Origin of the sequence: Prauserella flavalba (assembly GCF_003202235.1) — a bacterium.
Taxonomy (GTDB): Bacteria; Actinomycetota; Actinomycetes; order Mycobacteriales; family Pseudonocardiaceae; genus Prauserella_A; species Prauserella_A flavalba.
In genome coordinates, this window is record NZ_MASU01000022.1 from 118,998 (window position 1) to 145,647 (window position 26,650).

The following is a 26,650-nucleotide window of genomic DNA, read 5'->3' on the forward strand; positions in this document are numbered from 1 at the left end:
TCGTCGAGGGATCGCGGACGGCGCAGGCGACCTCTAGATGATCTTTGTGGCGGCCAAAAATGATCATTCAAGATCATCGGTGGCGGTTTGGTGGACTTTTGGTGGCGGTTTCGTGGCGGTTTGGTGGACTTAATTTGGCGTCCTTGTCTGGTCGTTGTTTCACCGGCCTCGCAAGGAGCTGACCGTGGTAGCCAATCACGAATCCGATAGCGCGCCTTTCGAGCGCGACAGTCTGCCGCTGGAATCCGCCCGCGCGGCATTTGAGTGGCTCGTCAGCGGGCCAGATCCGCTGTCGATTGACGGGCGCTTCTTCCCCGGCCTGCCCCAGCGGCGGGTCCCCCTGGATGAGCTGCGTGAGTTGCTGCTCGACCCCGACCTACCGCTGGCGGCGGTGGACCTGGTCTGGATGCACCTGGTCACCCGTTCCCGCGACACCGGCAATGCCTGGACGGTGGCCTGCGTCGGTGTTGCGTTGCCCGCGCTGTTCGCCATCGTCTACGAGTTGGGCGCCCGGTTCGCTCAAGACCACCACGACCTTCAGGGCGCGGTCCTGACCGGGTTCCTGTCCGAACTGGCCAGTATCGACCTGCTTCGCCCGTCAGTGATGTGGCGGCTGCGCTGCGCGGCCCTGCGCGAGGGACACCTCCTTCTGCGAGAAGCGCTACAGCGCCCCACGCCCTGGGAAGAGGCGTTCCACTCCCGCGAGCCCCGTTCGCCGTGGGGACACGAGGACATCGTGCTCGCCCGCGCGGTAGCCGAGGGGGTGATCACCGATGAGCAGGCCGCCCTCATCGGCGCCACCCGGTTGGAGCCGGAGAACTACACGTTGCAGGAGGCCGCCGCGGACTGGGGCGTGAGCTATGACGCCATCGCCAAGTTCCGCCGTCGCGCCGAGCACAGGCTGGCCGCCTGGCTGCTCGAGCAACCGCTGGACGAAGACCCCAACGACCCCAGCGCACGCGAGATGGAGATCCGCGCAGCCCACGCGGCGACCCTCACCGCGTCGGCCCGCGAGGCCACGCACTCCAGGACGCCCTACTCCGCACAGTCACACACAGTGACTGGTGTCGAGGGGATGCCGGAGAAAAAAGTTCAGGGTCGCGTGTCCAAAAAGGCCCCCAAAACCGGAGTCGATACGTGCGGGAGAAGACCAGCCGCTCCCGCGCACACCACCCAGCCCACCCGGCCTGCCGGCATCGCCCGGCGGCCCTCGGGCACGACTCCGGGAGTGCCGCGATGCGCCTGACCCGTTCGCCCCTTCGCCGTCCATCGGTCCGCTGCGGCAACGCCCGTCGGCCTCGCCGCGGTCCTGCCGTTCCGCCGCTCGCGGCGACACGGCCAGTTCGCCGGAACGGCTCCTGCATGTCGCGGCCGAGCGTCGACGCACCCGCCATACCTCCGACCTCTGCCGGGTCGTCAGGCCGGCACGCTGTCGTCCGGCGACGGCTCACCGTGATCACTGAGGTTGTCGCGCTGGCCCTGCTGCTGTCGGCCTCGGCGTCGATGTCCGTGGCGCACGCGGAGACCACGCAGGTGCTCGCGCTGGCCGGGTCCGTCGATGAGGTTCTGACCAACATCCGCAACTGGGTGATGGGGATTCTCGCCGGGTTGGCGACAGTGTTCTTGTCGATCGGCGGGGTCCGCTACGTGATGGGCGGCGGTGACCCCGGCGAGATCGAGAAGGCCAAGACGAGCTTTAAGGCCGCCGGGATCGGCTACGCGCTGGCGGCGCTCGCGCCGCTGGTCGTGACCGTGCTCAAGGGCATTGTCGGGGCCTGAGCCATGTCACGCCGACCAGAGCTGACCTGGCCCACCCGTCGTCGGACACCGGCCGCGCCGACCGTCCGCAGCCTGCGCGGCGACGAGCACACCCAGCTCCGTACGGACGTCATCGACGGCGACCGGGAACTGCTCGCGCCGCCCGCGAGCAGCACCCGGCGCGCCGGTGGCCGCCCGCAGCGGCGCTGGCTGGGATGGCTGCCGCGCATGACGCGAGGCCGCGCGCTGGCGATGCTGGCGGTGAGCTTGGTTGTCCTGCTCGGCGGCACGCTCGCGGTCAACGCCGCCGCCATGCCCGGCAGCGGTCCGATCGCCGCGCAGCCCGCGCCCACCCCGCCACTCCCGCTGCCGACCGTGGGCGACCCGTGCACGGCGGGTTCGACGAATCCGATCTGCCTACTGCCGACGGCCAGTCCCACTCCGTCGGCACCGACCGGGCTGCCCTTGCCGTTGCCGACGGGTCTGCCGACCTGCCAGACCGGGGTGCCGTTGCCGCTGCCCCAAAGCGGGTGCGTCCCGCCCACCACGGCGCCCACGTCCTCGCCCGCGCCGTGCACCGGCGAGGGCTGCATCCCCCAGCCCACGACCTCGGCACCCGCACCGTCCAATCCCGGCACCGGCCAGTCCGGTGACAGCGGCAACGGCGACGGGGACTGCGGGATCACCAACATCGGCGGCTGCATCACCAACGCCATCAACGACCTCTTCCGCGGCATCGTCACCGCCGCGCTCAACCCGCTGCTCGATCTCCTGTCGAAGACACTGCTGACCACGCCGACACCGGACTCGCTGCCGCGCATCGGCGAGTTGTGGAACAACTCCTGGCAGATCCTGCTCGCCAGCTACGGCCTGCTGATCCTCATCGCCGGGATCCTGGTCATGGGCTACGAGACCGTCCAGACCCGGCACTCCATCAAGGAGATCGCGCCCCGGATCGTGGTCGGGTTCCTCGCCGGAGCCCTGTCGTTGTGGGTGGCGACCAAGGCCATCGAGATCGCCAACGGAATCGCGCAAGCCGTGATGGGCGGCGGGCTGGACGCCAGCTCAGCCGGCGACACGCTGAAGAACCTCGTCCTCGGATCACTCAACGGCGGGATCTTCATCATCTTCATCGGCATCTTCCTGGCCGGGATGCTGATCGTCCTGCTCGTCACCTACATCGTGCGCGTCGCCCTCACCATCATCCTGATCGCGGGAGCGCCGATCGCGCTGATGTGCCACGCGCTCCCGCAGACCGAGGGCATCGCCCGCTGGTGGTGGAAAGCGTTCGGCGGCTGCCTGGCCATCCAGGTCGGCCAGTCCCTGACGCTGATCACCGCGATGAAGGTCTTCCTCGCACCCGGCGGGTTCACCCTGTTCGGCCCCACCCTCTCCGGGCTGGTCAACCTTCTCGTCGCGCTCGCGCTGATGTACATCCTGTTCAAGATCCCGTTCTGGTTCCTGGGGGCACTGCGCGGCGGCGGTGGGCGCTCGCTGCTCGGCTCGATCGTGCGCGGCTTCATCGCGTACAAGACCTTCGGCCTGCTCGGCGGTCGCGGCGGTGGTGGCCGCAAGCCGCGCACGTCAGGCGGCGGGGGCGGTCGTGGTGGCAACGGCGGTGGTGGCGGTCGCGGACCGGTCGACCCCTACGCCCGCACCCGCACCACCTCGGACGGGCAGTACATGTTGCCGTTGACCGGAGTGCGCCGCACCCGCCCGGCCCCCAAACCCAAGCCCGCTCCGGCGCCGAAACCGCGCCCCGCGCGAGGGCGTCAGCTGGCACTGCCGCTGGGCGACGACTGGCCCGAGTGGAAGCAGCACGGACCAGATGGCCAGTACCGGCTGCCGCTGGACGTGGAGCGCGTCAAGCCCACTCCGCCCCCGCCCGGCCAGGGCAACACCGGGCGTCGGCCGCATGGACGCACTCACCGCGGGACGCAGTTGGAGTTGCCGTTCGACCCGTACAAGGGCAACCGCCCGAACCGCGGCGGGCAGTACCCGCTGCCGCTGGACGGCGTCCGCCGCACCCCGCGCTCGGCGAGCCCGCCGCCTCCGGCAACGTCACCGCCGCCGCGGATGCGGGGCACGCAGATGGAGCTGCCCTTCGACCCCTACAAGGGCAACCGGGCGACCCGCTCAGGGCAATACCCGCTGCCGCTGGACGGCGTTCGCCGCGTCGCCCCGGCGAAACCAACACCGCCGAAACCCGCGCCCGCGACACCACCTCCCGCCGCCCGGCGCGCGCCCCGTGCGGGGCAGCAACTCCGGCTGCCGCTGGACCTGCCCAAACCAGCTCGCCGCACCCCACCGCCACCCAAGCCTGGAGGTAAGCCGTGACTTCGCCTGTTCGCATACCGGCCGACGTCGACATGCACGACCGTGTTCTCGGCCCGTTGACCGCGCGCCAACTGGCGATCCTCGCGGTGACCGGCTTGGTGCTCTACGCCGCCTGGAGCGCCACACGCGCGTTCGTGCCGATCCCGGTGTTCTTCGCGCTGGCCATCCCGGTCGGGGCGGGGGCGGCGATCCTCGCGCTCGGCCAACGCGACGGGATCAGCCTGGACCGGCTGCTGGTCGCCGCGATCCGACAACGCATGGGACCACGCCACCGCGTCGCCGCTCCCGAAGGCGTGCGCCCCGCTCCTGAGTGGCTGACCGCCGCAGCCAACACCACCGCGACGGGCGCCACCCGGACAGCGCGTACCGGCAAGCGCGCAGCCTCCCGGCGTGCCACGGGGGCGCTTCCGGGCCGGGAGCAGATCTCGCCGTCGGCGCTGCGGCTGCCGGCCGAGGCGGTCACCGAGACCGGCGTCGTGGATTTGGGTGCCGATGGTCTGGCTGTCGTGGCGGTCGCGTCCACGGTGAACTTCGCGTTGCGCACACCGGCTGAGCAGGAGGCGCTGGTCGCCAGTTTCGGCCGCTACCTGCACTCGCTCACCGCACCCGTACAGGTGCTGGTCCGTGCCGAACGGCTCGACTTGTCCGGGCAGATCGCCGAGCTGCGGGCACGCGCGGGTGGGTTGCCCCACCCGGCGCTGGAGGCCGCCGCCGTGGAGCACGCCGACTACCTTGCGCAGCTCGGTGAGCAGACCGATCTGCTGCGCCGCCAGGTGCTGCTGGTGTTGCGCGAGCCGATCGGCGGCGCCACGGCCGCGCCGACCGACGGGCTCGGTGGGCCAGGCCCGCTGGCCGTGCTGTCCTCCCTGGCCCGTGGCAGGCGCCGGGCCAGCACCGCGACCAGCGGGGCCAGTGCCGGGGCGCGGCGGGCGGCCGAGTCGCGGCTGGTGCGCCGCCTCGGTGAGGCCATCGAACTGCTCGCCCCGGCAGGGATCGTGGTCACCCCGCTGGACGCCGGGCAGGCCACCGCCGTGCTCGCCTCGGCGTGCAACCCGGACACCCTGCTGCCGCCCTCGGCGGGCATGGCCGGCGCGGACGAGGTCATCACCACGGCTGGCGGCGCCGACCTGGCCGGCACTGATCTCGCTGAGGACGACCTCGCCGACGGGGCTTTCTGGCGCACCCGCGATCTCGCAGACCGGGACACCGATCTCGACCCCGACGAGCACGACCCCGACAACGACGCCGGGGACGACATCGACGACTGGGACTACGACGACGAAGCCGACGGCGTGCCCGACGACTTCGCGGAGAGGGGGCGGTGGTGATGACCACCCGACCAGGAACTCGGCGCGGCCAGCGTCGCCCGGCGACCCGGCCCGCCACACGAGGCCGTGTCCACAGCTTTGTCCACAGCGGTGCGCACGGTGGTGCCGCGTTCACTCCGGATGCCTTGTCGGTCGGTGCGCGGCACTTGGAGGTCGGCAACGAGTGGGTGGCCAGCTTCGCCGTCACCGGATTCCCCCGCGAAGTGCACCCCGGCTGGCTGTCCCCGCTGCTGACCTATCCGGGGCGGTTGGACGTGGCGCTGCATGTGGAGCCGATCGACCCGGCCACGGCGGCGGCGCGGTTAAAGAAGCAGCTCGCCAAACTCGAGTCCGGGCGGCGGCACACCGCCGAGCACGGCCGCCTGTATGACCCGCAGGTCGAAGCCGCTACCGAAGACGCCTACGACCTGTCGTCTCGTGTCGCGCGCGGCGAGGGCAAGTTGTTCCGCGTCGGCTTGTATCTCACCGTGCACGCCGGATCGGAGCGGGCGCTGTCCGACGAAGTGGCGGCGCTGCGCTCGCTGTGCGCGAGTTTGCTGCTGGACGCCAAGCACACCACCTACCGGTCGTTGCAGGGCTGGGTGTCCACGCTGCCGATGGGCCTGGACCTGATCGGGATGAGAAGGACGTTCGACACGAGCGCCCTCAGCGCGGCGTTTCCGTTCACCTCCCCGGACCTTCCGGCCGCCGACCCGACCAGCGTGGCCGCGCCGTCCGGGGTGCTCTACGGCTACAACGTCGGCTCCCAGGGTTTGGTGCACTGGGATCGGTTCGGCGAGGGAATGCACAACCACAACTCCGTCATCCTCGGCCGCTCCGGCGCGGGCAAGTCCTACCTGGTCAAGCTCGAACTGCTGCGCAGCCTCTACCGGGGCATCGAGATCGCGGTCGTCGACCCCGAGGACGAGTACGCCCGGCTCGCCAGCGCCGTCGGCGGCACCTACGTGCACCTCGGCGCACAGAACGTGCGGCTCAACCCCTTCGACCTGCCCATCCACACCCGCGCCGACGGCCGCCGCACCGCGCCCAAGGACGCCCTCGTCCGGCGCAGCCTGTTCCTGCACACCGTCATCGCCGTGCTCGTCGGTGGCGAGTTGGAGGCTGCCGAACGGGCCGCTCTGGACCGGGGTATCGCCGCCACCTACCAGAGCGTGGGCGTCACCGCCGATGCCCGCACCTGGACCCGGCCCGCGCCGACCTTGCGGATGCTGCGCGACCAGCTCGCCACCGCAGGCCAGGCCGGCGACCGGGCCGCCGGTGAGCTCGCGGCGCGGTTGCACCCGTTCGTCGAGGGCGCGTTCCAGCAGCTGTTCGACGGGCAGACCACGACCAATCCCGAAGGCCATCTGGTGGTGTTCTCGTTGCGGGACCTGCCCGACGAGCTCAAGGGCATCGGGACGCTGCTGGTGTTGGACGCGGTGTGGCGGCGCGTGTCCAACCCGGCGATCCGCCGCCCGCGTCTGGTCGTGGTCGACGAAGCATGGCTGCTGATGAAAGAGCGCTCCGGTGCGGAGTTCCTGTTCAGGATGGCGAAAGCGTCCCGGAAACACTGGGCCGGTCTGACCGTGTGCACGCAGGACACGGCCGACGTTCTCGGCAGCGATCTCGGCAAAGCGGTCGTGGCCAACGCCGCGACGCAGATTCTGCTCCGGCAGGCGTCGCAGGCGATCGACGAGATCACCCACACCTTCGACCTGTCAGCCGGGGAACGGGCATTCCTGTTGTCGGCCGATCGAGGTCAAGGGCTGTTGTCCGCCGGAACGCAGCGGGTGGCGTTCCAAGCCATCGCCTCCCCGACCGAGCACTACCTGGTGACCAGCAATCCCGCAGAACTCGCCGAGTACGCGGCCGACGGTGACACCGACGAATCCCTCGACGCCGAGCAGTCCTATGTCGACCTGGGCTGGGCTGACGACACCGCCGCAGAACACCAGACGGAAACAGGCGAGTTCGGTTCCGTCGACGACGACACCCAGATCGAACTCGATGCCACGTAACGCTCGCGCGCCCATTTCTGCCTGAGCGTTTTCTTTTGCTTTCCAGGAAGGACTTGCTATGCGCACCTGGATACCGGCTGCCCTCGTGCACTCCGATTCGCCCGCCCCGCTCACCTCCAGCGGCGCCAGGCCCAGCGGGCTGACGAACGGGTGGCTCGGGAACTACCTACGCGACCCCGGCGGCGCGCTGCTCGCCCTGCTGGGCCATCTGCGCGACTGGGCGATCACCGTCGGCCCGGTCGCGGCGCCCGTGCTCGCGATCGGTGTCGCCGGGATCGTGCTCGCCCGGCGCCGGTGGGCGCGGCGCTGTCATGCCCGGCTGGTCGCTGGCGCCCGCCAGGTCACCGTGCTGGCACCACCACAGGTTGATCCCGCGGGCGGGGCGGCGTTGTGGTCCAACCTCGTCGGGCTGTTGCGGCCGGCCTGGCGCCGCTGGCTGGTCGGGCAGCCGCATGTGGCGTGCGAATACTGCTTTTCCGAAGCCGGGGTCGCGATCCGGCTGTGGGTGCCCGGCGTCATCCCGCCCGGCCTGGTGGAACGCGCTGTCGAGGCCGCCTGGCCCGGCGCGCACACCCGCGTGTCCAGCCCAGCAGAACCGCCGCTGCCCACGCCGGGCGAGGCACAGCGCCGGCTGGTCATCGGCGGGGAACTCCGGCTGGCCCGCAGCGAGGCGCTGCCGATCCGCACCGACTTCGACGCCGACCCCATCCGCGCGCTGATCGGCGCACCCGTCGGGCTGAGCCGCGACGAGTACGCCTGCGTACAGATCCTGGCCCGCCCGGTCACCGGACGCCGCGTCGCCCGCGCCCGCCGCTCGGCGCGCCGAGTGCACACCGGCAGCTCCACCCGACTGGTCGGGCGACTGCTCGACCTGATCACCCCCGGCGTGGAAACCGGCCGCCCAACCGGCGGGGGCAAGACCAAGTCAGGTGCGTTGCACAGCGACCCGCAGACCTCGCTGGCCTACGCCGCGCAGAACCGGGCGATCGTGGCCAAGCAGCGCGGCTCCCAGTACGAGACCGTGATCCGCTACGCCGTCGCCACCCTCCTTCCCTCGGGCGCGGGCGAGGCCGAGGTGCGCACCGCGCGCGATATCGCCCGCGGCCGGGCACACGCCCTCGCCGCCTCCTTCGCCTCCTACACCGAGCACAACCACTACACCCGCCGCCGGCTACGCCACCCCGGCCCCGTCCTCGAGGCGCGACGGCTCGGGAAAGGTGACCTGCTGTCGGTGGGCGAGCTGGCCGCGATCGCACACCTTCCGGTCGATGAGGCGATCCCCGGTGTCCAGCGCGCCGGGGCCAAGGCGATCGCCCCACCGCCCGGCATCGCCACCCCCGGACCGCAAGCCAAACCGATCGGTGTCACCGACACCGGCCACGAACGCCCGGTCGCGCTGCGCGTCCCCGACGCCCGCCACCACCTGCACGTCATCGGCGCCACGGGCAGCGGTAAGTCCACCCTGCTGGGCACCATGATCCTCGCCGACGCCGAGGCCGGCCGCGGGATCGTGCTCATCGACCCCAAGGGCGACCTGGTCACCGACGTGCTCTCCCGGCTCCCACGCTCGGCCGGGGATCGGGTCGTGCTGTTCGACGCCGACTCGAAGTCCCGGCCACCCTGCCTGAACCCCCTTGATGGTGGGGAAACGGACCTGACCGTGGACAACCTCGTGTCGGTGTTCCGGCGGGTGTACTCGGCGTTCTGGGGTCCGCGCACCGACGACGTGATGCGCGCCGCTTGCCTCACGCTGCGCACCCAGGAAGGTGTCGCCACCCTGGCGGACCTGCCCAAGCTGCTGGCCGACCCCGCCTTCCGCTCGCGGATCACCGCCGGGATCACCGACCCGGTGCTCCGCGGGTTCTGGTCCTGGTACGAGGAACTCACCGACTCCTCCCGCAGCCAAGTCATCTCGCCCTTGATGAACAAACTGCGCGCGTTCTTGTTGCGGCCGTTCGTGCGCGACGCGATCGCGGGTGGCCATTCCACAGTGGACATGTCGGCGGTGCTCAATGGCGGCATCTGTCTGGTGCGTATCCCGAAGGGCAGTCTGGGTGAGGAGACCACCCGGCTGGTCGGCTCCCTCGTGGTGGCACGCACGTGGCAGGCCACCACCGGCCGCGCCCGCACCCCACAACGCCAACGACACGACGCCTCGTTGGTGATCGACGAATGCCACAACTTCTTGAATCTGCCCTACCCGATCGAGGACATGCTGGCCGAGGCACGGGGCTTCCGGGTGGCGATGACCCTGGCCCACCAGCACCTCGGGCAACTCCCGCGTGAGTTGCGGGAAGGCATGTCCACCAACGCCCGCAGCAAGATCTTCTTCAACGCCTCCCCCGAAGACGCGCGAGAGCTGTCCCGGCACACCGCGCCGCGGCTCTCCGATCACGACCTCGCGCACCTGGGCGTCTACCACGCCGCCGCCCGCCTGGTGCTGCACGGCGAAGAGGCGCAGCCGTTCACCATGCGCACCCAGCCACTGCCTCGGGCGATCCCCGGACGCGCACGAGAAATCCGTGGGCTGGCCCGCCGCGCTCTGCACGCGACACAGCGCGCCCGCGCCGCCGGCACCGGCCCGCTCCAGCCTGCGGCACGGTCCACGACCCGGCCTCCGCAGCGACCCGCGCAGCAATCCACCACGCCCGCGGGGCGTTCGCGCCCGCCAGCCAGCGGGAGCCAGCTCGGCGGCATCCGGCCACGCAGCACCGACCCGCGCCGCCGCCGGTCCTGACGCACAACGGGCCGCGCCCGCGCGTCCACGTCGAATTTCCTTACCGCCCAACAGATCCGGAGGTCCGCGGCCATGATTTCCAACCCGACCCAGCAGCGCTCGCTGCGCGGCCACAAGGCCGCCCGCCCGACTCCGCGCGCCGCGAACACCGCCGACCACCAGGCGGTGCTGGCCTGGCGGCTGACCCCACGCGACCGGTGGATCATCCGGATGCTGCACGAGCACCGGGTGCTCACCGCCCACCAGATCACCGCACTCGCGTTCCCCTCGTTCCGGTCCGGCCGGATGCGGCTGCGGGAGCTGTTCCAGTGGGGTGTGGTGGACCGGTTCCAACCGTTCATCTCCTCCGGCACCGCGCCGATGCACTACGTGCTCGCCCCCGCGGGCGCCAGCGTGCTGGCCGCCGAGGATGGCGTGGACGTCAAAGACCTGGGCTACCGCCACGACCGCGCCTTCGCCGTGGCCCACTCCCTGCGCCTGGCGCACACCGTCGGAGTGAACGAGTGGTTCACCGCCCTGGTCGACCGCGCCCGCCACAGCGAGCCCGACGAGCACACCGAGCTGGGCGCGTGGTGGTCGGAGACCCGCTGTGCGCGACACTTCGGCGACCTGATCAAACCCGACGCCTACGGCCGCTGGACCGCTCACGGCCGTGAGGTCGAGTTCTTCCTCGAATACGACCTGGGCACCGAACCACTAGGCAAGCTCGCCGGGAAACTGGCCGGCTACGCCGCGCTCGCCGAATCCACCGGGATCACCACACCGCTGCTGGTGTGGCTGCCGACCTCCCGGCGCGAGGCCACCGCCCGCCAGCTGCTGCACCGAGCCTGGCGCGAGCTGGCCAACCCGCGCACGGTGCCGGTCGCCACCGCAGCGGCCGAACTGCTCAACCCCGACGCCGCGCACCCCAGCCCCGCCGACCAGGTCTGGCTGCCGCTGGACAACCACGGCGGCCAGGGTGGTGCGCGGCGAGAGCTCCACCGGTTGCTCGACGCCTGGCCGCACGTCCTGGCGCCCACTGCGGAAAGCGAACCCGGCGGCGGGGCCGTGGCCTCGCCGGACTCGCCGCTGCTGCTGGTGGCGCCCGCCCCGGCACCCATGCCACCCACCCAGACGACGCCGGCCACCTCGCGTGGGCCGAGCACCGGCAGGCGGTGAGGCCGGTGCTCGGAAAGGTTGCCGTCGCCGTCATCGCGGCGCTCCTGCTCATCCCGCTGCTGATCGCCGCCGGGGTGTCGGGTGCGATCTCGGCCGTGTTCGGCAGCGGAAGCAGCCAGCCCAGCGCGACCGCACTGGCCGACATCCCCGCCGACTACCTCGCGCTGTACCGGGAAGCGGCCGGGGTGTGTCCGGGCCTGGCCTGGACGATCCTCGCGGCCATCGGCAAGATCGAGAGCGACCACGGCCGCTCGCCTCTACCCGGCGTAAGCAGTGGGGAGAACTATGCCGGGGCCGGTGGGCCGATGCAGTTCGAGCAGTCCAGCTTCGACGGAGTGCTTGCCCGCCATCAACTCCCGTCCGGCGGCGCCAGCCCGCCCTCGCGCTACAACCCGCACGACGCCATCTACGCCGCCGCGTTTTACTTGTGTGACAACGGGGTCAGCCGAGGTGACGTGCGCGCGGCGATCTTCTCCTACAATCACGCCGACTGGTACGTGCAAGAGGTCCTCGATCAGGCGAAGAAGTACGCCGACGCCGCCGCGTCGGTCGGTACCGGCGACTGCAACGCCATCCAGGCCACCAACGCCGTCGCGCTCACCGCGATCAATTATGCGTGCGGCCAGCGGGGACTTCCGTACGTTTGGGGAGGGAATGGTCCGCAGGACGGCGGATTCGACTGTTCAGGGCTGACGGTAGCAGCCTACGGCGCAGCCGGGGTGACGTTGCCGCGCACCGCCGACGCGCAGTTCCGGGCTGGACCGCGCGTGCCGGACGGACAGCCGCTGCTGCCCGGCGACCTAGTGTTCTACGGCACCGCCGCGCACATCCACCACGTCGGTCTCTACATTGGTGGAGGTTTGATGATCGACGCGCCGGACGTGGGGCAGCTCGTGAAGGTGGAGCCCTATCGGTACAAGGGTGATGACTACTTCGGCGCTACGCGCCCGGCGAGTTCCGTTGCTGCCTAAAGGGTTCCACGTCGCCGACGCCCGCGCCCATCATAGCGGAGAACGGTCGGCCGTCGCTGTCCACGAGCACAATGCGTTGGGTGAACAGCGGCGGCACGGCCGCGTCGAGCGTGGCGATGTTGTAATCGCTGGCGAGTTCAAACAGGGTGTTGGTCACCTCTCGGATCGTGGTGCGATCCGGGTCGGCCTCGACCGACAGGCCCTCGACCCGGATCTCCAACACCCGTTGCTGCGGCAGCACAGTGATCACGGTGCTTACGTACGACGGGATGCCGCCGTCATCGCGCAACTCGGCGATGTCGGCGGCCAGTCGCACGGCGGCGGCCTCCACGGTGTAGCCGGGACCAATCCCGGCACGAGCACCCCACACGACGAGACAATCCATTGTGGACTCGAAGGAGGTCATGATCCCTCTCTCGTGGGACGAACAGACGATGCCGTTTGCCGTGTCGGGCCTTACTGCCCTCGTTGCGCCCGCAGAGCCCTCCGCAGATCCGCCAGCGAACGGCCATCGGACACCCGCCGGAACACCCCCCAGCCGTTCTGGCCGTAGCCGCACAGTGCGGTCGCCGCACCGGACGGGGTGGCGAACACCCGGCCATCGGCGAGGACGACGGCACCGTCGGCCCGGATCCGGGCGATGTGCCGCACGCTGTTGTTTCGGCGTTCCCAGAGGAACTCATCACCCGGTTTCACCAGCCCGACGTCCAGCAACGCACTGACAGCACCGCGATCCGACCCGGCCAGCGGTGACACGGACGGCGCTGCGGCGTCTTGGCGGGCGGACAATTCGGTGACGCCGGTGGAGAGTTCCATGACGGTGGCGGCGGTAGGGGCCAGGATCACCGGCCATGCGGTGCCTAGATGCAGCCACACCCCGACACGGTGCCAGCGGCTGTGCCGTGCCAGCAGCATCTCCACGTCGACCGCGACGACGGTGTCGTCCAGTGGCGTGACCCGCACGACGAGATCCCCGTCGAACAGGTCGGCTGGGGGCTGGTCGCGAAGCCAGTCACCGACGAAAAGCTCCACTTCCTCGGCGTTGTCGAAGTCTCCGATGATGTCGACAGCCTGAACGAGCAAAGCCCATGTATTCTCGGGCTGGCGCATCGGTGTGACAAAGGTCGGAATGATGATGCCGGTGTCCGCTGGAAGACCTTCCCAATCCCGTAGTGCCGCCTCGCCGTTGATGTGTCCGCTGTCCGCGCTTGGCGCAGCGCTGTCGGCGCGGTGCACAGATTCCGGCGCGGCTACGACCGCGTCGGGGGCCGGGTCGGACGTTTCGGCGGTGTTGTGTTCGGTCGACATGGCGGCGTTCCCCTTCAGTTGCTCGTGCCGGTGTTCCGGTGTTGCTGACAGGCTCGGGAGGTGGTGTGGTGGCTGGGTTGTCAGCGCGCTCAACGGCGCAGCACGTTGACGCGCTCGCCACCGAGCAACGGCTTGTCTTCCGGCCCTGCGAGATGTGGGTCAATCCAAATAGGACGGTGGTCGTTTCGGCTGGGATACCACTGGTTTCGCCAGTGGCCGCGAACGATCCAGCGATGCCGGTATTCGCGTGTCGATGCGCGCGGTTCGTCGGCAATGTCGCCGTGGTCGGAGGGTTCGGTGCGGGCGCGTCGCAGGTCGATGTAGCGGACGGTCGGGTCCAGGTGCGGGTCGTCTCGCGCGATCCGGCGGCGCGCCGCGCGGGGCGCGGTGAGCTGCTCAGAACGGACCAACGTCTGGCCCATCAGCAGCCACGTGGCGAGGATGGTGCGCTCCAGCGCGATCTTCGCATCGGCGTCCATGCCCTCGCCGTTGCTCGGCACGTAGCCGGGCCAGCCCTGCATGTCGGTGAACTCCATCGGCGTCAAGCCGCGCCAGTCGTAGCCGTGCGCCGGAAGGAACGAGGGCGGGATCGGCGCGCGCCGCAGGTTCGGCAGCAGCCCAGCCGCGAACGAGTCGGCGGCTTGCTCGGTCGTCGGCGGGTCGGCATCGGGGTCCAGCGGCGGCTGTTGAGAACCTCGGATCGCGCGGGCGACCACCTGCTCGTGGGGCAGTTCGGCCAGTACCCGGCCGATCTGCGCGGCTCCGGTGGTCCACGCTGGGGTGGCGGTCGCCCAGGTGTGCACCCACAACCCGCCGCGCCCCGGTCCCCAGGACACCGCCGTGATCCCGTCATGGTTGTCAGTGGCGGTCCCATTTACCGGTGGGTGCGCGTAGACCATGAGCCCGACCTGCGCGGGCAAGTCCTCGGGGTGCAGTCGATAGTCGGTCAATGTGGTCGCGGCATGTCCGGCCAGTTCGGTCATGTCGTCGGACACGTAGAACAACTCGGCGGCCGGGAGTTGCGCGGCGAGTGTGCCGCTGATCGTCGCGGCTACGTCGTCGGCGCGGTCGAACACCCGCGATTCGGTGGCCTGTTCGGGGTGCGGGCCGAGCCAGAACGTGAACCAGTTGGCCGCGCCGTCGGTGCCCGGATCACGTGCCCACGACACCATGCGCGCCCTGATTTCGGGAACATCGCGCGCGGTCATCACAAGGGACATGGCTGAGGTTCCTTTACGAAGGTCGATGACGAAGCTCGCCGATTGGCTGTGACGCGACGGGCACGCCGGTCCGGGTTTCCGGTCGGGATCGTTGTGCGCGGTCGCGCTACGGCGCGAACAGCGGCCACAAACATGCCGCCTAGCCCGCGTCGCGTGTTGTCACATCGGTTACGCCTCATCATGTTTCACGGTGGTCGACGTGTATGGACGCTTCGTGGTCGCGCAGTTGTCAACGCCGGCGTGCTTAGCGGGAACGAAATGAACCCGTGTGGCGCAGCTATTCCCAGTAGCGCACCACCGTCTACACAAGACAGACGTCTTGTTTGCCGACGCCGCTTGACTTCACCGACCGAAGGAAGCGTCCATAGTCGTGTAGCCCGAACACACCGGCAGCGCACCGGGGGCCACACCCGCTCCGGCCGGGGCATGACCACCCACCGCCGATGACGAACGCGAATCGAGGGAAGTCATGTCCAGCAAGACCCGCAGCCGCAAAACCCGAACCACCGCGACCGGTACCGCCCGCACCCTGCGGTCCGTCCCCGACCAACCGACCACTGCGACGGTCCGTACCGACACCGAGGACAAGCTGTGGGCGGCGTTGCACGCCAACCCGAACAGCACCGCCGCCGAGCTGTCCGCAGCGGCGAAGATCGGGAAGTCGACCGCGCAGAAGATCCTCGTCAAGTGGGCGGGCGACGGCAGCGTCACCCGCACCCCCGGCATCGCCGACGGCGGGCGGCGCGCCGCTGACGTGTGGGCGATCTCCGAGATCGACACCGCCGCCGACGACACCGCCACCGCCACCGCGACCGACGGCGCGACTGCCGACGAGCGCACGGTGGACACCGCCCCGGCGGACACCACGCCGGACGAGCAGACCACCGCGCCCACCGACTCGGACCCGGCCGACAACACCACTGAGGTCACCCCAGTCGGGGAGACCCTCGCCGAGTCGGCCGACACCGAACCCGCCGCAGCTCCGGCACCCGAGGACGCGCAGGACGCCACTGACGCGACCGACGACGCCGCACCCGAGACGCCCGCACCCGCCAACACCGAGGCGGCCAAGCCCGCCGACGGTGCCACGCCCGACGACGCCACACAGATGGCGAGCGAGGACGGCGGGACGGACGGGAAGACGGAGCGGCTGGCACCCGGTGCGTTGCGCGGGATGGTCGAGGACCACCTGCGCGACCACCCCGGCGAGCAGTTCAGTCCCACCGCGATCGCCAAGGCCCTGGGCGGCAAGTCGTCCGGCGCGGTGAGCAACGCGCTGGACAAGCTGGTCGCCGACGGTGTGGCGGTGAAGACCCAGGACAAGCCGAGGCGGTTCGCGCTCGCCCCGGCCGAGCAGGAGGCTGCCGCCGCGCCCGCCAACTGAAACCGCCCAGCATGGCCGATGTGGGTGCGCCCGACGGAATCCACCGTCGGGCGCACCCACGTTCACGCCCGCCTATCCGGGCAGCAACCAAACTGGGATCGGCGGACGTTGCTGGGCTATCGGGACAGCGGGCGGGCTTGGCTGGCCAGATGTGCCCACCAGGAGCCGTCCGGGACGGGCACGGCCAATCCGAGGACGGCCAGCACCCGCAACACGTACACCTCGATGAAGGAGATCTGGTTGCGAATGACCTCGTCCGTCGCCGCGAAGTCGCGTGCATCGAGGGCGTGGCTGAACGCTTCGTCGGCGGCGCGGTTGTCGCGGTCGGCCGCGCACAACGCCTCCAGCACGGCGTCGGTGTCGGCGGTGTGTCCGGCCTCGGCGGCCCACGCGACGGCCGTCTCGGCGATCGCGGTCATCGCCCTGATATCGGCGACCGCCGCGCGGCCCGCGCTGTCGGCCGGGGCGTTGAGCACGGTGATCCACTGGTGACCGCCGGGGCTGTCAGACAGCAGCAGCGCGGTGTCGCTGTCGCTGATGACAGCGATCAGCACCGGGGCGGCGGTGGCGTCCACCAGGGCGGCGGCGCAGCCGGGCACGTCGGGCAGGTGCCCGTCGATGGCGGCGAGCTGCCAGTGGTCGACGCGCCAGCCGACGAGTTCGACCTCAAGTCCGGCCAGCGGTTCCAGGACCGTCGGCGGCGTCTGGGTGCGGGTGAGGATGAGCGATCCGGTGAAACCCACGATCACGATCCTTTCGTGCGATGGCCGGGCTGCGGCCAGGGGTAAGGCTGGCTGGTGCGGTGCGCGGTGACGGCCTGCGCGGCGACGTCGGCGGCGGAGGTCAGCAGCGTGAGACCGTGGTCGGGGTTGTTGTTCTCGGCGTAGCGGTCGGCGTCGATGAGGAAGTGCAACGCGGCCACGAGGCGCTCGTAGGCGAACGGGGCGTCGTCGGGGAGCACAGAGAGGTTGGGGCCGGGGCCGGGCCGCAGCAGCCCGTGCGCGATCTCGCGGACCGCCGTCGCGGCGAGGTCGGGCAAGGGCCACCGCCGGCGCACGACGAGTTCCGCGGCGCCGGCCACCGCGGTGGCGGCCTCGGCGCGGTGGTCGAGGTAGGTCTGCGGCGTCGGCCGCATCCTCTGTGTGATGGGGATCTGGTGGCCTCGGAAGGTGTAGGTGAATCTCGCGGTCGGCGGCTCGGTGGCGCCGAGGACGGGCAGCTCCGCGGGCGGGCCGGCGGCGGACTCGTCCTGGGTGAGGCGCGAGAGATCGGGCGTGGTCCACGGGCCGCCGCGCCAGGACAGGCGAACCTGGCCGTCGTGGAACGTGCAGGCGTACCAGCCGATGCTGGTGGCGGCTCGCCACGGCCACCCCGGCGCTCCGTCGGGGCCGGGGACGACGGCGAAGCCGCCCTCGGCGGCGCGGTGCGCGAGCAAGCCCACGACGGCCGCCTGGTAGGTGTCGATGTCCTCGGCGGCGAACACGGCCGACAGGCCGTCCTCCGCCGAGGCCGTCGGCGGAGGGCCGTCGGCGCGGCCGTCGAACTCGGCGAGCGAGCCGAGCCAGCGGGCGTCCGGTCCGGGGCCGAGGTAGAAATCGGCGTGTGTGCTGTTCACGTCCCATAACCTCCCGGCGGCCGTGCGCGGTTGCGTGGTCCATTCGACGACGGTCAAGGCCGACGAGCGACCCCGTGTTCGGGGGTCGCAAGTCGGAAAGGGGGTGGCCTCGACGGGGTACGCCGGAGGTCAGCTCGGTTTCACCCAGGCGCACCGTTCGGCGTCCCAGATCCCCTCGGTGTAAAGGCGGTTGAGGTCAGGAAAGCCGGGGCCGAGCATCCAGCCGAGTCGTTCGCAGTCGATCTGGCCGGGCCACCAGCCGGTCCACACGTCTCGGCCGCAGTCGTGGTCGAGGTCGCACATCAGCCGCTGGTATCCGGTCACGAGGCAGCGGGCGACGTCGCAGCCGCCGTCGACCTCGTCGTAGATGTGCGCCTCGCCGACCTCCACATCGCAGTCCGGGCACCGGTCCTGGTAATCGATGAGGCGGAACTCCTTGGGCTGCGCGGTGTTCTCGGTGCTCTCGGCGTTCTCCGTGTTGTTGTCGTTCATCGCGTCCTCTCAGGTGGATCCCGTTGTAGCCCGTGATCGGTGAGCCGATGGGCGAGCCACGCGCGGCCGGTGGTGATCCACACCCGACCGTGGTCGAACGTGAACACCCAGTCGGTGTCGCGGCTGTCTGGCCATAGCCACGGCCAGCCATCGCGCGGGCGGTAGCCGTGTCCGAGGTCCTCGTCGGGCCAGCAGTCGAGCAGGTCGGCTACGGCGTCGGCGTAGGTGAGCGGGTCGGTCGCGGTCAGCAGCAACCGCCCGGAGCCGAGGCCGCGCACGGTGGCGGGATCGGCGTCGCCTTGGAGCGAGCCGAGCCAGACCGCGCGCGGTCCTCGGCCGTCGTAGAAGTCGGCGGTGGTGGTCACCGGTTCACCGCCGAGGCGGGCGGGTGGCGTCACGCAGCCGCTGGTCGATCTCGTCCTGGTCGTGTCCGGTGAGGATGGTGGTCAGCACGATCACGGCGTCGCCTTCCCACGGTGGGCGCAACTCCACGCCGTCGAGGCTGAGGTACTCGCCGGTGGCGGTGACGATGCGCCAGCCTTGTTGCCGCACGAGGTCGGTGCAGTGGTAGCTGCCGATGAGCCGTCCGTGCTGCGTGACGGTGCCGTAGAGCGTTTGTTGTGCGTCGGCGGGGTCAATCACGACCGTGGTCACCTCGCAGTCGTTCTCGACGAAGCGGCGGACGACGAACTCGATCTCGGGCACGGCATGGGGGGGTCATTGGTGATCTCCTGGTGTGCTGATGGTGGGCAGGGCGAGCGCGCGCAGCCCGGTTGATGCAGCGGCTCGTCGCGGGCCTCGTCGGCGGGCCAGATGTCGCCGTCGAGGTACTCGCCGAGGTCGGCGAGGGTCGCGATGCGGGTGGCGGGGATCTCGGCCGCGCAGTCCGGGCAGCGGTCCAGCAGTAGCCACCCGTCGCCGGGGGTGGTGAAGTCGGGGATGAACCGCCACGCGCGACCGGTTAACCGGTCGGTGACGGTGATCAGGTCACCGGGTACTTCTCCGGTGCGGGTGCGGTAGGTGCGGTGCGGGTCGTCGGTCACGAGCACGGCGTTCACGGGCACCTGCAGGGCGGCGGCGACGGTCCGGGCGACACGCGCGCGGCGTGCCCACCGGTTCCACTCGTCGGGGGTGTCGTGGCGGCGGCCGAACCCGTCGGGGTCGGCGGCGCGATGGGCACGCGCGGCGCGCACGGCACGCTCCGCCAGCCCGGCGAGTCCGGGTGGGGTGGTTGTGGTCATCACGACCACCCGAGGGCGTCGGCGGCGGGTGCGGGGAGGTAGCCGACGTGCTCGCCCACGCCGAGCCACACCACGGGCGGGTCGGTGGGCGGTGCGCCGTCGGCGTCGTCCGGGGTGCGCACGACACGCCCGATCGTGTGCTCCAGCGGGTAGCCGGGCTGGGTGGCGCACCGGACGGGCGTGGTGGCGTCGTAACGGTCGAGGGCGGCGATCAGGTCGCCCACGGTCGCGATGTGGTTGTGGTTCATGGTGAACACCTCCGTGGTGTCGGTGGCTGGATTGGGTCGGGGGCGGGGCGTGATTGCCCCGCCCCGGCGGGCTAGGCGGTGGCGGCGCGCAGGGCGGCGGTGGCGGCGCGGCCCACGGCCTGCGCGGTGGTGGTGGGGTCGGTCATCACGTGCACGGTTGCCCCGGTCAGCGGTTCGCATCGGTGGTGCGGGGCGATCCACAGCACCGCGCATCCGGTGGCGCGCAACCGGTCGACCAGCCGCTGGGCGTTGCGGCGAAGCGGGTCGGGCACGTAGCCGTCGGACACGATCACCAGCAGTCGCGCGGCACCCGGTTGGGACAGGCCGAGCGCGCCGTCGAGGGCGTCGATGGCGGTGTCGATGGCCTCCCAGTCGTCCCGCGCGGCGAACTCGGTCACCGCGCGCGGGGTGGTGCCGGGGCGGGTGATCGGGCGGACATGCGCGCCGAAGATCACGGTGGCGGTGTCGGCGGGGACCGGGGTCTGCGCGGCGGCGTTGGCCATGATCCACGCCGTCGAGGCGACCGGACCCGCGAAGGCACCCATCGACCCGGACACGTCACACGCGATGCCCAGCCGCAGCGGCGGGGTCGGTACCGGGGTGCGGGTGGTGCGGGTGAACGGCTCGGCGGTGGGCATCGCCCCGGCGGCGCGTTGTGCCTCGCGTGCCAACGCGCCCCGCATCCGTAGCCGTCCGGGCGGGATCGGCGAGGTCGACTTCGTCGCGACCCGGTCCCGGACCCCGGCGGTGGTCAACGCGCGCGACAGCACCCGCGCGGCGGTGCGTTCGGCGGCGGTTGGCGGACGGGTGCCGCTGATGGCGGTGTCGCCGTCACGGGACCGACCAGGGGCGGCGAACACGCCGTCGGCGGCCTTGTCGGCCTTCCGGCGGGCGGCGTCGTCGGCGGCCTTCTTCCGGGCGGCGATCTCGGCGGGGTCCTCGGGCAGCTTGGCGCGCGCGACCGCCCGCGCGACCTTGCCCAGCGTCTTGCCGATCGCGTCCGCCAACGGGGACGGGGTCGGCGTGCCGGACGGGTCGGCGGTGCCGTCGTCGGTGGGGTCGGACAGGTGCGGCGGGGTGGTGTCGGGGTCGGGTCCGATGATCTCGCACCAGCGGCGGCCGAGGTCGAGCATGGCGTCGGTGTCGTCGTCGACGATCCGGAACGCCGCGCGCCATACCGCCCGCAGTTGGGCGAGTTTCTCCGCGCCGAGCACGGTTTCCACCGCGCGGGCGACGGGTGCAGTTTCCGCGCGGGTGAGGATGCCGCCGTCGGTGCGTCCCAAAAACAGCGCGGCGGTGTGCGCGGCGTCGCGCGGGGTCATTTTCGCCGGGAACGCGGGGTCGTCGAGTTTCAGCCCGCCCGTGACGATGGTCTTCACGCACGCGCGCAACCAGTGGCGGTCGTCGGGGCGGCGGCGAATCTGCGCGTGTTCGATCCGGGGTTCTTCCAGCAGCAGGGCAGCGTCGAGGACCTCGGGGTCGGTGTCGTCGGGCACGGCGGCGTGCCAGCGGGTGTGTTTGCTGTGCGCGCATTCGTGGGTCAGCGCGCCCCACGTGGGGGCGTAGCGTTTCCGGTCGCTGGTCAGGTGCGGGCGGGCGGTGGCGGGGTCGACCGGGTGCAGGTGGGTGCCGTCGACTTCGATCATGGCGGTGGCGTGCAGGAAACACGCTGGGGCACCGTGTCCGGCACCGGGTGCGATGGTGACCAGCAGGTCGTCGCGGTCGGCGATCACGGGGACCTCGGCGGTCAGTGCTGCCGAGAGCGTGTCCCATCCGGGGGCGGCGGGGAACACGGCCGAACCGGTGGCGGCGGGGTCGGCGATGGTGTGCGCGGTCATGGCGGCGTGTCCTTTCCGGACGGTTGGGCGGGTTAGATGCGGGCACCGAGTGCCAGCGGGGCAACGGCTTTCCCGAAGGCGGTGCGTACGGCGGTGGCCACGATGTCGCGGTCCTCTTCCGGGGCAGTGCCGATCAGGTTTCCGGCGGCGGCGTCGTCGCCCAACACGTCGGCGATCTTCTGAAACGCCAACAGTTCCCGCAGTTGGGGTGCCCAGCGGATCTCGCCGTTGGCCTGTCGGGTGGCGAGGTTGCGTGCCACCGCAACCGCCCGCTTGTCGATCTTGAGTTGGGTGGCGAGGTCGTAGTCGGTGGACACCTGGATCTGCACGGAGAACCGGGACGCGAGCGCGTCGGTCAGGACCGCGCCGTGCACGCCGGGATTGTGTCCGGCGACCACGTAGAAACCGGGGGCGGCGTCGATGACCTCGCCGCCGTTGGCCTTGATGATGATCTGGCGGCGGCCGTCCATCGCGGGGTAGACCACGGCGAGCACGGTGGGCGGGATCAGGGTGGCGTCGTCGATGAACAGGGTCCGACCCTCGCGCATCGCGCGGACCAGTGGACCGTGCACGAACACGAACTTCCCGTCCGGGGTTTGGGTGTACTCGCCCACGATGTCGGCGACCGTGGTGTCCCCGTCGCCCTGGATCGTGATCAGGTCACCGAAGGCGGCTTCGATCACCGAGGTCTTCCCGGTTCCGGGTGGTCCGTACATCAGGGCGGCGACCCCGGCGGCGCGCAGCTTGCGCAGCGCGGTCACGTCCGGCACCCCGGACAGCTTGCGCGGGTGGTAGAGCTGCCCGTTCGGTCGCGTGACCGGACCGGTCACCGGGGCGACCGCCGACGGGGCGGTCGGAGTCGGCGTGGTGGCGGTTGGGGTCGCCGGGGGCGGCGTCGGGCGGGGGCGGCGGGGCGTGCCGGACGGGACCGCCACGGGCGCGGCGGCGGCGTCGGCGGTGGTCGGGGTCGACCGGTAGCGGACCGGTTTGGTCGAGGTCTGTTCGGCGTAGCCCCCGGCGGTCAGCGCGGCGAGCGCGTTGCCGACCGCACCGGACGACCGCCCGAGCGTGTGCGCGATGTCGCGCGGGGTCAGTTCCGTGCCCGCGCGGTTGGCGAGGACTTCCGCCACCTGTCGGCGGAGTTCGCCGTTGGGCAACCGACCGCCCGCCGGGGCGGTGGGGGTCGTCGGCGGCGTGGCTGGCGTGGTCATCGCGCGGCGTCCTTTCCGATCGTGTGCGCGGGTGTCAGGCGGTGGCGGTGGCGGGCGCGTCGGCGTCGATGTCGTCGGGCGCGTTCTGGTGGGCATAGGCGGCGGCGTCGGCCGATTCCTGGGTGTGCCCGTATTCGACCCACCCGCAATAGCAATAGGCGGTAACGGTGCCGTCGTTTTCGATGGCGGTGTCGGCGTAGCACATGATCGACTCCCATTCGTCGGACATAGCTCGCGCCGGGCGTGGTATTCGGTGTGGTTTCCGGTTCCCCCGGCGACAATTCAATTATGACTCTGCGCCGCGCCGCGCGCAATGGAAAACACCGCCCATTTTCAAGACTCTTTTCGCGCGCGCCTGTCGTCATTGGTCGCGAATAGAAAGCCGTCCGTACGGTCACAATTCCCACCGATCGCGCCGCCGATTTCCGCAGGTCAGCGAGCCAGTCGGGCGCGCCGGCCGCCGCGGACGAAACGCAGTACACCGGGACGGAAAACAATAGAATTGAAGGACTGGAAAAGGATAAATAAGAGCGTGTCTCACATGGATGTCGGGTGAGATACGGGCATGATCATGGGCTGTGATGGACGAGTTGTCGCGGCGGCTGGTGCCTGACGAGTTGTGGGCACTGGTGGAACCGTTGATCCCGCCTGGAAAGACGCGCCCACAGGGCGGCGGGATGTCGCGTGTCGACGATCGTGCGGTGTTCACCGCGATCGTGTTCGTGCTGACCAGCGGATGTGCCTGGCGGCATCTGCCGCCCAGCTTCGGGGTTACCGTGCCGACGGCACATCGCCGGTTCACCGAGTGGACCGAGGCCGGACTGTGGCGGCAGCTGCACCACGCGGTGTTGGACGAACTGGGTTCCAAAGGCTTGATCGACTGGTCCCGCGCGGTCCTGGACGGAGCCTCCGTCAGGGCTAAAAAAGGGGCGGCCTGACCGGGCCGAGCCCGATCGACCGGGGTAAACCCGGCTCCAAGATCCACGCGCTGTCCGACCGCGCCGGCCTACCCCTGACCGTCGGGATCTCCGCGGCCAACACCCACGACAGCCACGCGCTGCGGCCGTTGGTCAACGCGCTGCCGGCGATCCGATCCCGTCGAGGACCGCGGCGCCGGAAACCGGCCAAGCTGCACGCGGACAAGGCCTACGACATCCCCTCCATGCGCGACTGGCTCCGCCAGCGCGGGATCATTCCGCGCATCGCCCGCAAAGGCATCGAATCCACCGACAGGCTCGGCAAACACCGCTGGGTGATCGAAAGGACGATTGCCTGGCTGACCGGTTACCGACGCCTCACCATCCGATACGACCGCAAACCCAGCCACTACCTCGCCTTCCTCATCCTCGGCGCAGCCATCACCTGCTACAAAAAACTTGCCAAATGAGACACGCTCTAAATAGAGAACGCGGGAGGCAGAAAAGGCAGGATGACCCGGTGAAGTGATCGAGCGGTGTCGGATGCACGGTTGGCCGCACGCCCCGCCCCGATGTGTCTACCGGCTTGTGGGCAAGCGAGTCTGGGATACCAGCGGATCCCCTTACAGGCCCGGTGAGCAGCGGCTTCGCGAGGCGTAGGGGGTGGTCATCTAACGTGATCCCCCGTATGAACCCCATCATGATCCCCCGTATGAACCCCCAACGGAAGCAACTGTACGTGTAGATGATCTTCATTCTGGCTACTCGGTGTGACATCCGGTTAAAGTTCGCTTTGAGTAGGAATACGGTGGAGTGGTTGGGCCGTTCGGCGTAACGTGGAGATCTCCGTCACCGCGACACGAGGAGGCCGGAGCTGGCGCTGCGGTCGCGTTGACCAGGCACGACCGCGTAGGCGACGCCCTCCGGGGGTGCGTCGCCGGAGGACTGCGCCACGGGCACGGCGAGGGGCCGGGTCGGGTGCGCACGGGGAGGCGCTATGACAGTGGGGGACGAGAGGCTCCTTCGGGGCTTGTACGACCTGAAGTACCTTTTCGGGGACAAGTGGGTGCTGGCCATCCTGGTCCTGCTCTTGAAAGGCCCGATGCGGCGCAAAGAGATTCTTTCCACACTCAACTCGTATCCCATCGGTAAAGAATGGTCGGATAAACACACCGTCCTGCATGATAGCTACCTGGCGCGCGTATTGAAAAAGATGACCGAGGAAGGTCTTTTGGTGCGCGCGGAGGACAAGGAGTCTTTTCCGGTGCGGGTCTACTACTCGTTGAAGCCGGAAGTCGTGGAGTTTCTGGAACTCAGCAGGACGATGCTCACCTGGGTTGACGCCAACCCGGAACTGATCGAGCAGGCTCAGGCGTACGCCCGCCGGAATGGTGACGAATTGGAGACATCGACCGATGAGGAATTCGGGCTCTCCGACGAGGACGACGACTAATACGGCAGCCGCACAGTGTGATCTTGGTCGGCGTGTCGTGATCACGAGGGCGGCCACCGCGTGATCAACTTCAAGGTGTGTTGGATCTTGAAACTGACGCGGTGGCCGCGTCGTGGACTGTAGTTGGTGATCCGCTTGCGCGCTGGCAGGCGGGGTTCGGTGAGGTGTTTGGGCTGGTGGCGGGCCGGTTCGCGCAGGTGCAGTCGCGGCGCCGGGCGCGGCTGTACCTGCTGGGGCTGCTGTCGGGGGCCGAGCGCAAGAACTCCTGGACGCTCGCCGAGCAGGCCGGCGAACTGAGCCCGGATGGCATGCAGCGGCTGCTGAACTGTCTACGCCTGGGACGCCGAGGCGGTGCGCGATGACCTGCGCGGCTACGTGCTGGACCGGCTGGGTGATGCGGCCGGTGTGCTGGCCGCCGACGAGACCGGATTCCTGAAGAAAGGCACCCGCTCCGCTGGCGTTCAGCGGCAGTACTCCGGCACGGCGGGCCGGATCGAGAACTGTCAGCTCGGGGTGTTCCTGGCCTACGTGTCACCGCGGGGGCGGGCGCTGGTCGACCGGGAGCTGTACCTGCCGCGCTCCTGGACCGACGATCCGCAGCGCTGCGCCGAGGCCGGGATCGGCGACGAGGTCGGCTTCGCCACCAAGCCGGAGCTGGCGCGGCGGATGCTGCAGCGGCTGCTGGCCGCGCACGGGCACCAGGCGGTGCCGTGGTTCACCGCCGATGAGGCCTACGGCGACAACCCCGGACTGCGCGCCTGGCTGGACGAGCAGAACCTCAACTACGTGATGGCCGTGTCCTGCGACCAGCGGTTCGCCACCCCGACCGGCCCGCAACGCGCCGACCAGCTGGCCGCCGCGGCACCCAGACGCGGCTGGCAGCGGCTCTCGGCCGGCGACGGGAGCAAGGGCCAGCGACTCTACGACTGGTTGCTGCTCGACCCCGGAGCCGACCAGCACCACCTGCTGGTCCGTCGCTCGATCAGCAAGCCCAGCGAGCTGGCCTACTACATCTGCCACGCCAACCAGCCGGTCCCGGTCGCCGAGCTGGTCCGGGTCGCCGGGTCCCGGTGGGGCATCGAGGAAACATTCCAGTTCGCCAAGAACGAGACCGGCCTGGACCACTACCAGGTCCGCCGCTACGACGCCTGGTACCGGCACATCACGCTCTCGATGCTCGCCGCGGCGTTCCTCGCCGTCACCGCCCACACCGAGCGCGCACGAACCGCGTCAAAGGGGGCACCACAGGCGGCATCGACCAGCTGATCCCGTTGTCCTGCAACGAAATCCGGCGCCTCTGGGCCAAGCTGACCCACCCCGATCACCCCCGAGCCCATGCCGACCACTGGTCAGCCTGGCGCCGACTCCACCAAACCCGCGCCAAGCGCAGCCACTACCAGCGACAACGCCTCAAACATCACAGCCTGCGGCTGCCGT

General features: G+C 70.3%; 24 protein-coding genes and 1 pseudogene. 12 read left to right on the plus strand and 13 right to left on the minus strand.

Going from position 1 to position 26,650, the window contains the following annotated elements; translation table 11 throughout:
* The first annotated feature begins 184 nt into the window (after positions 1-184).
* The 8 genes from BA062_RS36770 (at position 185) to BA062_RS36805 (ending at position 12,286) form a co-directional block, all read left to right on the plus strand.
* Positions 185-1,246: a hypothetical protein gene (locus tag BA062_RS36770; RefSeq protein ID WP_110343741.1), complete on the plus strand. Its 1,062-nt coding sequence runs from the start codon at positions 185-187 to the stop codon at positions 1,244-1,246.
* Between the two features lie 209 nt (positions 1,247-1,455).
* Complete coding sequence (locus tag BA062_RS36775; RefSeq protein WP_245960209.1) at positions 1,456-1,779, plus strand: pilin; 324 nt, start codon at positions 1,456-1,458, stop codon at positions 1,777-1,779.
* A 3-nt stretch (positions 1,780-1,782) separates the two neighbouring features.
* Positions 1,783-4,095, plus strand: coding sequence for a TrbL/VirB6 family protein (locus tag BA062_RS36780; protein WP_245960202.1), 2,313 nt, complete (start codon positions 1,783-1,785; stop codon positions 4,093-4,095).
* A complete protein-coding gene (locus BA062_RS36785) occupies positions 4,092-5,423 on the plus strand; it encodes a PrgI family protein (RefSeq protein ID WP_110343743.1) in 1,332 nt (443 codons plus the stop codon). Before BA062_RS36780 ends, BA062_RS36785 begins: the two co-directional genes overlap by 4 nt.
* Entirely contained in the window at positions 5,423-7,420 is a 1,998-nt protein-coding gene (locus BA062_RS36790) for a VirB4 family type IV secretion system protein (protein ID WP_110343777.1), read from the plus strand. Before BA062_RS36785 ends, BA062_RS36790 begins: the two co-directional genes overlap by 1 nt.
* Before the next feature lie 58 nt (positions 7,421-7,478).
* Positions 7,479-10,157, plus strand: a complete 2,679-nt coding sequence (locus tag BA062_RS36795; protein WP_110343744.1) for a type IV secretory system conjugative DNA transfer family protein — start codon at positions 7,479-7,481, stop codon at positions 10,155-10,157.
* A gap of 72 nt (positions 10,158-10,229) precedes the next feature.
* The gene (locus BA062_RS36800; protein ID WP_110343745.1) at positions 10,230-11,315 is read left to right on the plus strand and encodes a replication-relaxation family protein; all 1,086 of its coding nucleotides are present in this window, start codon (positions 10,230-10,232) and stop codon (positions 11,313-11,315) included.
* A gap of 5 nt (positions 11,316-11,320) precedes the next feature.
* Complete coding sequence (locus tag BA062_RS36805; protein WP_110343778.1) at positions 11,321-12,286, plus strand: C40 family peptidase; 966 nt, start codon at positions 11,321-11,323, stop codon at positions 12,284-12,286.
* On the opposite strand, the gene BA062_RS36810 is transcribed toward BA062_RS36805, so the two are convergent.
* The 3 genes from BA062_RS36810 to BA062_RS36820 are packed head-to-tail and all read right to left on the minus strand — an operon-like array spanning position 12,255 to position 14,814.
* Positions 12,255-12,692 carry a hypothetical protein gene (locus BA062_RS36810; RefSeq protein ID WP_110343746.1) on the minus strand — a complete coding sequence of 146 codons (438 nt, stop codon included), beginning with the start codon at positions 12,690-12,692 and terminating at the stop codon, positions 12,255-12,257. The two genes, BA062_RS36805 and BA062_RS36810, sit on opposite strands and share 32 nt — an antisense overlap.
* A gap of 50 nt (positions 12,693-12,742) precedes the next feature.
* A complete protein-coding gene (locus BA062_RS36815) occupies positions 12,743-13,687 on the minus strand; it encodes a restriction system modified-DNA reader domain-containing protein (protein WP_245960203.1) in 945 nt (314 codons plus the stop codon).
* Complete coding sequence (locus BA062_RS36820) at positions 13,684-14,814, minus strand: hypothetical protein (RefSeq protein ID WP_245960204.1); 1,131 nt, start codon at positions 14,812-14,814, stop codon at positions 13,684-13,686. Before BA062_RS36820 ends, BA062_RS36815 begins: the two co-directional genes overlap by 4 nt.
* A gap of 469 nt (positions 14,815-15,283) precedes the next feature.
* Between BA062_RS36820 and BA062_RS36825 the strand changes: the two genes are divergently transcribed.
* Positions 15,284-16,198: a MarR family transcriptional regulator gene (locus BA062_RS36825; protein WP_110343748.1), complete on the plus strand. Its 915-nt coding sequence runs from the start codon at positions 15,284-15,286 to the stop codon at positions 16,196-16,198.
* Between the two features lie 116 nt (positions 16,199-16,314).
* Here the strand turns inward: BA062_RS36825 and BA062_RS36830 are convergent, their stop codons facing one another.
* From BA062_RS36830 to BA062_RS36875, 10 genes are all read right to left on the minus strand, one after another.
* Positions 16,315-16,941, minus strand: a complete 627-nt coding sequence (locus BA062_RS36830) for a hypothetical protein (RefSeq protein WP_110343780.1) — start codon at positions 16,939-16,941, stop codon at positions 16,315-16,317.
* Positions 16,942-16,943: 2 nt separating this feature from the next.
* Positions 16,944-17,813, minus strand: coding sequence for a hypothetical protein (locus tag BA062_RS36835; RefSeq protein WP_110343749.1), 870 nt, complete (start codon positions 17,811-17,813; stop codon positions 16,944-16,946).
* 129 nt (positions 17,814-17,942) lie between these two features.
* Complete coding sequence (locus BA062_RS36840) at positions 17,943-18,305, minus strand: hypothetical protein (RefSeq protein ID WP_110343750.1); 363 nt, start codon at positions 18,303-18,305, stop codon at positions 17,943-17,945.
* Entirely contained in the window at positions 18,302-18,670 is a 369-nt protein-coding gene (locus tag BA062_RS36845) for a hypothetical protein (protein ID WP_110343781.1), read from the minus strand. Before BA062_RS36845 ends, BA062_RS36840 begins: the two co-directional genes overlap by 4 nt.
* A gap of 4 nt (positions 18,671-18,674) precedes the next feature.
* On the minus strand, positions 18,675-19,010 hold the full coding sequence (locus BA062_RS36850; RefSeq protein WP_110343751.1) for a hypothetical protein: 336 nt from the start codon (positions 19,008-19,010) through the stop codon (positions 18,675-18,677).
* Positions 18,956-19,546 carry a hypothetical protein gene (locus BA062_RS36855; protein WP_245960205.1) on the minus strand — a complete coding sequence of 197 codons (591 nt, stop codon included), beginning with the start codon at positions 19,544-19,546 and terminating at the stop codon, positions 18,956-18,958. Before BA062_RS36855 ends, BA062_RS36850 begins: the two co-directional genes overlap by 55 nt.
* Positions 19,546-19,794, minus strand: coding sequence for a hypothetical protein (locus tag BA062_RS36860; protein WP_110343752.1), 249 nt, complete (start codon positions 19,792-19,794; stop codon positions 19,546-19,548). The genes BA062_RS36855 and BA062_RS36860 overlap by 1 nt, the downstream gene beginning before the upstream one ends.
* Positions 19,795-19,865: 71 nt before the next feature.
* Positions 19,866-21,632 (minus strand): vWA domain-containing protein, encoded by a 1,767-nt coding sequence (locus BA062_RS36865; RefSeq protein ID WP_110343753.1) that lies wholly within the window; start codon positions 21,630-21,632, stop codon positions 19,866-19,868.
* 32 nt (positions 21,633-21,664) lie between these two features.
* Entirely contained in the window at positions 21,665-22,843 is a 1,179-nt protein-coding gene (locus BA062_RS36870) for an AAA family ATPase (RefSeq protein WP_110343754.1), read from the minus strand.
* A gap of 34 nt (positions 22,844-22,877) precedes the next feature.
* Positions 22,878-23,072 carry a hypothetical protein gene (locus BA062_RS36875; protein ID WP_110343755.1) on the minus strand — a complete coding sequence of 65 codons (195 nt, stop codon included), beginning with the start codon at positions 23,070-23,072 and terminating at the stop codon, positions 22,878-22,880.
* A 352-nt stretch (positions 23,073-23,424) separates the two neighbouring features.
* On the opposite strand from BA062_RS36875, the gene BA062_RS36880 reads away from it, so the two are divergent.
* The 3 genes and pseudogenes from BA062_RS36880 to BA062_RS36890 all read left to right on the plus strand — a co-directional run.
* A protein-coding gene (locus BA062_RS36880; RefSeq protein ID WP_245960206.1) for an IS5 family transposase occupies positions 23,425-24,230 on the plus strand; the annotation gives its coding sequence in 2 pieces (ribosomal slippage) (positions 23,425-23,770 and positions 23,770-24,230; 807 coding nt in all).
* A 527-nt stretch (positions 24,231-24,757) separates the two neighbouring features.
* Complete coding sequence (locus BA062_RS36885; protein WP_110343756.1) at positions 24,758-25,213, plus strand: winged helix-turn-helix transcriptional regulator; 456 nt, start codon at positions 24,758-24,760, stop codon at positions 25,211-25,213.
* Positions 25,214-25,377: 164 nt separating this feature from the next.
* Positions 25,378-26,650, plus strand: a pseudogene (locus BA062_RS36890) (IS701 family transposase); the annotation flags it as partial.